7 protein-coding genes are annotated in these 8,469 nt (G+C 42.5%); 5 read left to right on the forward strand and 2 right to left on the reverse strand.

Going from position 1 to position 8,469, the window contains the following annotated elements; all coding sequences use genetic code 11:
* Positions 1-443 precede the first annotated feature (443 nt).
* Positions 444-1,064, forward strand: coding sequence for a TetR/AcrR family transcriptional regulator (locus K1M91_RS12045; RefSeq protein ID WP_232802011.1), 621 nt, complete (start codon positions 444-446; stop codon positions 1,062-1,064).
* Here the strand turns inward: K1M91_RS12045 and K1M91_RS12050 are convergent.
* Complete coding sequence (locus tag K1M91_RS12050; RefSeq protein ID WP_232802012.1) at positions 1,054-1,827, reverse strand: alpha/beta hydrolase; 774 nt, start codon at positions 1,825-1,827, stop codon at positions 1,054-1,056. The genes K1M91_RS12045 and K1M91_RS12050 overlap by 11 nt on opposite strands.
* A 96-nt stretch (positions 1,828-1,923) precedes the next feature.
* Entirely contained in the window at positions 1,924-2,934 is a 1,011-nt protein-coding gene (locus K1M91_RS12055) for a M14 family zinc carboxypeptidase (protein WP_232802013.1), read from the reverse strand.
* Positions 2,935-3,262: 328 nt separating this feature from the next.
* Between K1M91_RS12055 and K1M91_RS12060 the strand changes: the two genes are divergently transcribed.
* From K1M91_RS12060 to nhaD, 4 genes are all read left to right on the forward strand, one after another.
* Positions 3,263-3,550: a DUF406 family protein gene (locus K1M91_RS12060; protein ID WP_232802014.1), complete on the forward strand. Its 288-nt coding sequence runs from the start codon at positions 3,263-3,265 to the stop codon at positions 3,548-3,550.
* Positions 3,551-3,610: 60 nt separating this feature from the next.
* On the forward strand, positions 3,611-4,084 hold the full coding sequence (locus K1M91_RS12065; protein WP_232802015.1) for an NlpC/P60 family protein: 474 nt from the start codon (positions 3,611-3,613) through the stop codon (positions 4,082-4,084).
* 428 nt (positions 4,085-4,512) lie between these two features.
* Positions 4,513-6,375, forward strand: coding sequence for a formylglycine-generating enzyme family protein (locus K1M91_RS12070; RefSeq protein ID WP_232802016.1), 1,863 nt, complete (start codon positions 4,513-4,515; stop codon positions 6,373-6,375).
* 254 nt (positions 6,376-6,629) lie between these two features.
* Positions 6,630-8,072 (forward strand): sodium:proton antiporter NhaD, encoded by a 1,443-nt coding sequence (gene nhaD, locus K1M91_RS12075; protein WP_232802017.1) that lies wholly within the window; start codon positions 6,630-6,632, stop codon positions 8,070-8,072.
* Positions 8,073-8,469 lie beyond the last annotated feature (397 nt).

Raw genomic sequence — 8,469 nt, forward strand, 5'->3', positions numbered from 1 at the left:
AAATAACTTTCATAAAGGATTATAGGTCTGATCGCTGGTAAAAAATTGATTTGGATCAGTTGTTGCTAAATTACAAAAGAAAATCTATTACCGACTGAAAAAATTGCTGCTTTTTACGCCGTTATTCCTTTGTTTAACAGGCCCTCAGTTAAGTTACTTAGACATAAAAACTTGTTCAACGCTTGAACATCTTGCCTTAAATGGTAGGAAAGTTTCATCTTTTTTGCTGATACATTGGCGTGAGATCACATTTATTTAGCGATTGATACCAAGCTTATATAACAATCCGTTAGGGTTGGTATCACTTGGGCCTTGCCGATTTAACATAGCTGCTTTTTTATGTTTTTTTTGTGTTGTGTTTATTAATTTTTAAAGGTGATTTATCTTCATACTCGAATATTTTGGTGGTACTTTATTGCTTTTGGTAATGGCAGTGGTTTTTTATGGCAACCCAAGCGCAGCGAAATGCGGCAACTCGTGAAAAATTAAAGTGTTCTGCTTTGAAGCAACTCGTGCTATTTGGCTATGCAGGTACTAATGCCAGTGCAATTTGCGCTGCGGCGGGGGTGACTCGCGGGGCGCTGAATCACCAATACCCTGATGGCAAATATGGGTTGATTGCGGATATGGTCGAAACCTTATTTACTGATAAAGTTGATTTTTATTATGGTAAAGGTGGGTGTCAGCCACTTGAGCTAGTGTTGGCGATGATAGACTCTCTATATCGTGACCCAGAAAATGACATGCAATTGGTGATGATGGACTTATGGTTGTCGATGCGTGGTGACCAAAAGTTATCAGAAATTGTTGGCCCGGTATTTTATCAAGGTAGTGCCAAGTTATGGTCTTGTTTCAATAAAGAAGAAAAAGATACGTTTGATACCTTGGCTAGTCTGGTTCGAACTTTTATTACTGGATTAAGTGTTAATCGCCTCGACCCATCAATGACCCCAGCAATGGCGCGTGCGCAAATTAAATTAATGCGTCAATTAATTGAGTCTGAAATTAGCCAGACTAACTACAATGCTCAGATAGATGTGGCTGAAGAAGTCATCATGGCCTAGTGGTGGCCGGATTATCCAATGCTTGAATAATCGTTTGAATTAAACGTTGGGGTTGATCTAACGCCAAGTCATGTCCGGCGTTTTCAATCCGAAACAAAGGCGCTGCTAAATGTTGCGCTAATTGCCGGCTACATGCTGGATTGACCAACCTATCTTGCATAGCAGAAACAATACTTACCTTTCCTACGCTTTTAAGTCTCTCGTCCACCGTAAAAGTCGCAGCGGCTATAATTTGGCGTAAACTGTTACTTAACTTAGTGTTCGCTTCTTTGCGATATTCGCTCCACTGCTGCAGTAAGGCGATGTTTTGATTTTGTTGCACACTAGTAAACTGCAAAATGCCATATTCTAAGCGGCTACAATGAGGCTTTCTTTTCGCAAATAGTAGGTGGCCCAATGCCCAAGGAAGAGAAAAGCGCTGCCACCACGGAGACAAATTTGAGCTGCTATTGATTGTTATAACGTGATGGATCTGCTCAGGTTTTTGTGCCAGTGTACTGAGCGCAACCATTCCTCCTAGGGAAAGACCAACAAGGATCGGTTGTTTAATCTCATGTTCAGCCAGTTGCGCCAATAAATACTGGCCATATTCATCCATCTTCAACGGGCTTTTATGATCTAATAGCGTGCCATTGCCTAGCGTATCAAGACAAGTAACCTGATAATGAGGCAAGCTTTGTTGCAGTAATGATTTAAAGCTTCCCCAATGGCGTTGATCGCGGGAAAGGCCACGTAATAGCACTAAGGTGGGTTTACTGGTCATCGCTTCCTCTTAACATTTTCAATTCGTACAGCACAATCTTTAAACGGTGCCTATATACCGCGAAGTGCAACAGACGTTGGTCGATTCTTTTCATGTTTAGCGTTTTAAGTCCGTGTACCATAATCGCTTCGCGGCGTCGTTCAACAGTGTGAGCTCTTTACCTTCAGGCCACCACGAGGTCGATGAATAAGCGGCTTGGATTAAAAAATCCATCAACACAGTATGTCGCCTTAATATTCGTTCCTGTCGGTGTTGCTTTTGCGGGTTAAAAAAGCCCGCGAAATTGAATAATTGTCTGGGGTTTTTCTTAACCCAAAGCCAAGAGCCCATTTCTAAGGTTAGGGGAATAAACCGCGCTTTCTTGTGCTGCTTACTTAAATAATCCCACAGATCGCCGTGAGTGGTGTAAAAGTGGCTTTGTGGAGACACCTTATAGTGCGCATGGTAAGGATAGGTATTGTCAAATAGGTTCATCAAACCATAGGTTTGCGCCAACATCGGGTAGGGCGCGATATTCCCAGCAAAGGGAAACCAAAGGTAATCACGTAGGCCAAAGCCTGAGTGGGCATCTAAGCTCAAGGTTATACTCGATCGTTTGATTAAATCGCTGACAAAATCAACTAAAATTTGGCTTTCAGGCGCTAAGCCTTCTTTACCGCGAAACCATGGGAGGCGGTGACTAATGCGATGGCCACCCACCAGAGGAGTTGTACGGCAAATGGCATCTACAGGCGCGTTACGCATTAAATCAATGCCTTGGCCATTAGATCGGGTGTTGTTAAAAAAGCCGACTGGATTAAGCAGAGGCAAAAAGGCCACACGAACTTGGGTAAACAATTGCTGGAAATGTAGGTCCCATTCTAGACGCTCTAATAAACTGCTTAAAAAGGCAATCACAACTTGGCTGCCAATACGCTCCACACCATGTACGCCACCCACAAAAATAACTGTTGGCGCTGTATTTGACTGGCTTCCAAGTTCAATGCCATGAATCGGAAATGATTGCTCTTTATCGTAAGCGAAACCTAATGTAGCTGCCTTAAGCTTATGCTTGTGTAATTCGATCAATTGTTCTAATTTTGCCAGTTCGGGAATGTTTGAATACATGCAAATGGGTTGTTGAGTGGTTTTTGCAAAGTTTAGTTTGCAGGTAAGACAATTTGATGAATTTTTTACCAGTATATTTGTCTTGTTATAGCGTGATCTTGGCGTATTAATTGTTCCCAGTGATTTTATTGATAGTAAGCCTACTCAAACACTCTCTCGCTGAATAAGCACCTTGAAGTTGCTTTGGTATATGTTAGATCATTGTTCTAAATTAAGGTTTAGATGAATTTTTGTTTGAACAGGCAAAGCAATCCTTGTAATTGTTTTTAGCCATAGGGTTTAATGCGGTTAAGAATATTGCAGTTAAATAGATTGAGAGGAAACAGCTATGTCAATTGAGAAAAATGATGATGTTTGTGAAGCCTGTGGTGTACTTGTGGAGCTTGGTAGTGTGATCCACGAAGATGATAATGTTTTAAGTTTACCGATTGCTGCCAGTGATCAAGCGCAAGCACGAGTGTTGGCTGACAAACTAATTAGCCAAGCCAAAGATAAATACGCAGATTGTGAAATAGAAGAAATCACACAAGGGTTAGAAGCTGGAGTAGTATTACAACTTAATATACGCTTCTCATGCACCGCTGAACGGTTGATTTTTGAAATGGCTTTACGCTAATCACGGGGAGTATTTGTTATTTCCACTTTACGCTCACTTTCCATCGCTTTGCTGGCGCTTTTGGCCCTAGGGTTAGCGGGGTGTAGTTCTCAACCTGAGTCAAAGCAACCCCATCCGACTGTCACGGGGCCACCGATTGCTGATAAACACCAAGTTGACAAGCAGAAGGATGATATTAGTCTACTGCTTGCTCATTACGAACGTTGGCAAGGTGTTCCATATCGATATGGCGGTACCACTAAGCAAGGCGTCGACTGCTCTGCTTATATTCAGCATGTGTTTCGCGACAGTTTTGCTGAAATTTTACCGCGTACAACCTTGCAGCAAGCGAAGCAAGGTGTTGCTGTTAAGCGCAGTGAGCTGCAAACGGGGGATCTGGTTTTTTTCAATGTTTCTCGGCGCACGAAACATGTTGGTGTTTACCTTGAAGATGGCCGATTTTTACATGCGAGCACCAGTAAAGGTGTGATTATTTCGCAGTTAAACAATCCTTATTGGAAAAAGCGCTACTGGATGTCGAGACGAGTCCAATAAATAGGGTCCTAGCCATAGATATTTAGTGAAGTTTTATTTAAATGGAGCTCTCATTTAAAAAATCGTGACTAAGCCCAATAATTTGATATTTTTCCGAATTAGTTTATGCCCCATTACTGAATTGTAAAATTAGCTTAGTCATACTTCCTTAAGCTCTAGGTAAGCATTGATATAACAAGGCATTAGCCATTAGCATGAAGACACAGCATGACATGGTTAATATCAAAAAATGTCGATTTTTCCTGTCCTTAGCGTGTTTTTAAGGTAAGGCTACACTTGTCATTTAGTGCGTTAGGCAATAGGATTGACAAGAAAATTTGTTGTGGCTCTTAAGTCACAGCGAGAAAACAAATATAAAGATCATAATAATCAAACATTTTACTCATTATTTTTGGTGATGAGACTGTTTTTGGCATGGAATAGAAAAAATGCGGATAGCTCCACTGGTATTATCGGCTGGTATCTTCTCTCTAGGCATGGCTGCCTTCCCGTTGTATGCAAGCCAAGTCTCTGAGTTAGATAATAAAATTCAGACAAAGCAGGCTGAGTTTGACGCTTATGTTAACGGTCTTGAACAGATTAGAAGCTCAATCAAACAAGATAAAGATGAGTTAGAGCGTTTAATCAAACTCAATGACACACTTGAAGATAAGCGAAAATCAGCGCTACTGGATATGGACAAACAGTATGAACGGCTGGTTGCTGATCCATCGCTGGATATTTCTGCGTCTATTGAAGCTTATCAATACGCACTTCAAGCGCAAAGTCTGAATAAAACTAAAGTTAAAGCACAAAAAACATTATTGGCGACAAATCAAGATAAACTCGCTAATTCTAAAATGACTCAATTTAGTATGTTAAACGAAATTGAGAACCTAAAAGAACGTTACAATTTTGCCCGTGTCGAACGCATTAAACGCGAGTTCGGTCAAGGCGGCAAAATGGAAGTAAGTCAAAGCATTGCCTGTGGTGAGGACGTAACATTTAAACAGTGTGCCGAACAAGGTAATGACTTAGCGAAGAAAACAGCCAGTCAAATGCTAACTAACAAGCTGTTTCAAAACGTGACAGAACAAGCCTTAGTTGCCAAACATCGTGATACTGCTGCGGCGGGCATTAAGATTGTTGACGAGAAAGTACTAGAAAGTGGTTTCAGTGGTCAAGGCGACTACTCGGTCAAGATGTTGGTTGAAATGCAAGGTCGCTTACCTCAAGCGCAAGCTTGTCGCTTGCTGAGCCTTGATTACCGTTACTGTGGTGTGAATGCTGACGTCGCTGATATGGGCGATTTCAAAGAAGTGGAGTTTTCGTCACAGCAAAATGAACCCGGCATGTACACCTTGACTGTACGCTCTGACCAATACAATGACGAAGTGTTTATCAATGGTAAAAGCTATGGCGCTAGCCGTATCGACGCCATGTTACCACCGGGTGAGTACAAAATAACCGTGAAAAAGCCTGGTTTTCATCCGTACAACACTTCCATTAAGTTATCTGGTGCAAGAACAGTTCGAGCCGAACTCAGTCGTTTAGTGGTTAATTTAAAGCCTGGTCAACGATTTGCTGATCGCCATAGCGACGGCACTGCCTCACCAGCTATGGTGGCGATTGCTGGTGGTCGCTATAAAGTAGGCGATTTACAAGGTCGCGGCTTAGGTAATGAGCAAGCGCCAAATGATGTAAATATTCCAACCACGTTTGCAATTGGTCAAAAAGAAGTAACGGTTGCCGAATTTGAAAAATTTGTAAAAGAAACAGGTTATCAAACTAGCGCAGAAAAGGGACGAGGTTGCGCGGTGTATGATAGTGGTGCGCCGGAATACAACGCTGATTTATCTTGGCGTAAACCGGGGTTCGAGCAGTCGAAAAAATCACCAGTTGTTTGTGTGACGAAAGATGATGCTGTGGCTTACAGCAAATGGTTAAGTCGTAATACTGGCTACCAATATCGTCTGCCAACAGAGTCTGAATGGGAAGTCTCAGCTCGAGCAGGATCGCGTACTGATTACTGGTGGGGTAACAATATTGGTGCAGGAAACGCAAATTGTGGTTGGTGTGGCAGTCGCTGGTCTAATAACAGCACATCACCAACAGGCTCATTTAAAGCGAATAAGTTTGGTCTCCATGACACCGTAGGTAATGTTTGGGAAATAACTGAAGGCTCACCGGCTGTTGTAAGAGGTGGCTCTTGGAACTTTGCGCCAAGTTTAGCTCGTGCCTCGTCACGGTTAGAGATTAGCTCAAGCTTTGCGTCAAATTACATCGGTTTCCGAGTCGTTAGAGAGCAATAATCGGCAAGCGTTCGTTGCTCAGTAAGACCCATAAAAAAACCGCAGTTTATGCGGTTTTTTTATGGGTAATTTTTACCATTACATTTTCTCTTGTTCATCAATATAAATTGCATTGCTGTTCGGTTTTTCCGATATTATATATCGGTAAATTTATCTTGTTATCTGAAAATTTGACCCTGCTAAAAAAATTACAATTTAGCTTATGTTATTGTCGCGCCAGATTTTTACGCTTTAAAGTAGATAGGTTTGAATAAATGAGACGACAACACATTGTTAATTTGATCACGCTGATATCGGCATTACTTTTTTCACCACTTACTTTGGCGAGTACAAGTGGCGATCAGCTTGATCTTACCACTCATGCTGTTGGCTATATCGCCATTATCGTATTTGTGTTTGCATATATTCTAGTGATGAGTGAAGAGGTTATTCATTTACGTAAGTCCAAGCCCGTGTTGGTCGCCGCTGGTGTTATTTGGGGGATGATAGGTTGGGTTTACATGCAGCATGGTATGAGCCATGAAGCTGAACAAGCCTTTAGACATAATCTGCTTGAATATGCCGAGTTACTGCTCTTTTTACTGGTTGCAATGACTTATATTAATGCAATGGAAGAGCGGATGCTGTTTGATGGGCTACGCTCTTGGATGGTTAACAAAGGTTTTAGTTTACGTAGTCTATTTTGGTTAACGGGTATCTTAGCTTTCTTTATTTCACCGGTTGCGGATAACTTAACCACAGCGCTATTGATGTGCGCGGTGATCATGAAAGTGGGTGGAGAGAATAAGAAATTCATTGCTATGGCATGTATTAATGTGGTGGTGGCAGCCAATGCTGGCGGCGCATTCAGCCCATTTGGTGATATCACTACCTTGATGGTATGGCAAAAAGGTATTTTGGGCTTTACCGAGTTTTTTGCGTTATTGGTTCCTTCTGCCATTAATTTTCTGGTGCCAGCTATTATTATGAGCCTATTCATTGCCAATGAAAAACCTCAAGCGAATGATGAAGAAGTGGAGCTGAAGCGCGGTGCATTTGTCGTTGTAGCACTGTTTTTAGTGACGATTCTAATGGCTGTGAGTGCTCACTCGCTGCTTGGCATGCCGCCAGTACTTGGCATGATGACGGGCTTAGGTTTGTTGCAGTTCTTTGGTTATTATTTGCGTATCACACTACACAAATCACTGGAGCGTAAGCGAGCGCTGGCACAAGAAGCCAATGATCAAAAGCGTTTGTCTTACTTAGGCTCAGTGGTGCCATTTGACGTCTTTAACCGGGTTGCTAAGGCTGAATGGGATACTTTGCTATTCTTCTATGGTGTAGTGGTATGTGTCGGCGGCTTAGGCTTTATTGGCTATCTTTCTTTGGTTTCACACGCCATGTACACCCAGTGGGATGTCACATACGCGAATGTGGCGGTCGGTATTTTATCGGCAATTGTAGACAACATCCCCGTTATGTTTGCTGTGCTGACCATGAACCCAGAAATGTCCCATGGCCAATGGTTACTGGTAACATTAACAGCGGGTGTTGGCGGCAGCTTGTTGTCGATTGGCTCAGCTGCCGGTGTGGCACTAATGGGGCAAGCTCGCGGCATTTATACCTTTGGCGCCCATCTTAAGTGGGCACCTGCTATTGCCCTTGGCTACATTGCCAGTATTTTGGTGCATCTTTGGTTGAACAGCCATTTATTTTAATTTTGCTGATTTGACGGAGAAAAAAAGCGCTGCAGGTCAACGCTTTTTGTTTGTGTGCGCCGAACATGGCGTTGATCTAGTGGGGAAAGCCCTCAAGCTCAATCGAGAGAGAGCCGTTAGCCTATGTAAGGGGGTTCACCGCGAGGTGAAATCTGAAGGAAGCAAATGGCAAAATATGGCTGTGACGAACAGAAATCTGATAGTAGGTGGTGACAACTTGAGTAACTTCAAAGGTCATTCTATGTTCAGGCTTGTTATAAATGTGGCCAGAGCTCATCATCACTTGCCGCTCAAAAATCCATCACGAAAGATCAACAGACCCTAGGGTCTGTTGATCTTTGCTGTATAGATTTTGTTCAGCAGTACATAGGCAGCCACATTATAGCAAACGCCAGTG

Origin of the sequence: Motilimonas sp. E26 (assembly GCF_021278025.1) — a bacterium.
Classification (GTDB): domain Bacteria; phylum Pseudomonadota; class Gammaproteobacteria; order Enterobacterales; family CBDFNC01; genus Motilimonas.

Excerpts from the sequence above, each read along its gene's own strand:
- nhaD (WP_232802017.1), top strand. The coding sequence starts at position 6,630 with ATGAGACGACAACACATTGTTAATTTGATCACGCTGATATCGGCATTA.
- K1M91_RS12045 (WP_232802011.1), top strand. The coding sequence starts at position 444 with ATGGCAACCCAAGCGCAGCGAAATGCGGCAACTCGTGAAAAATTAAAG.
- K1M91_RS12050 (WP_232802012.1), bottom strand. The coding sequence starts at position 1,827 with ATGACCAGTAAACCCACCTTAGTGCTATTACGTGGCCTTTCCCGCGAT.
- K1M91_RS12055 (WP_232802013.1), bottom strand. The coding sequence starts at position 2,934 with ATGTATTCAAACATTCCCGAACTGGCAAAATTAGAACAATTGATCGAA.
- K1M91_RS12060 (WP_232802014.1), top strand. The coding sequence starts at position 3,263 with ATGTCAATTGAGAAAAATGATGATGTTTGTGAAGCCTGTGGTGTACTT.
- K1M91_RS12070 (WP_232802016.1), top strand. The coding sequence starts at position 4,513 with ATGCGGATAGCTCCACTGGTATTATCGGCTGGTATCTTCTCTCTAGGC.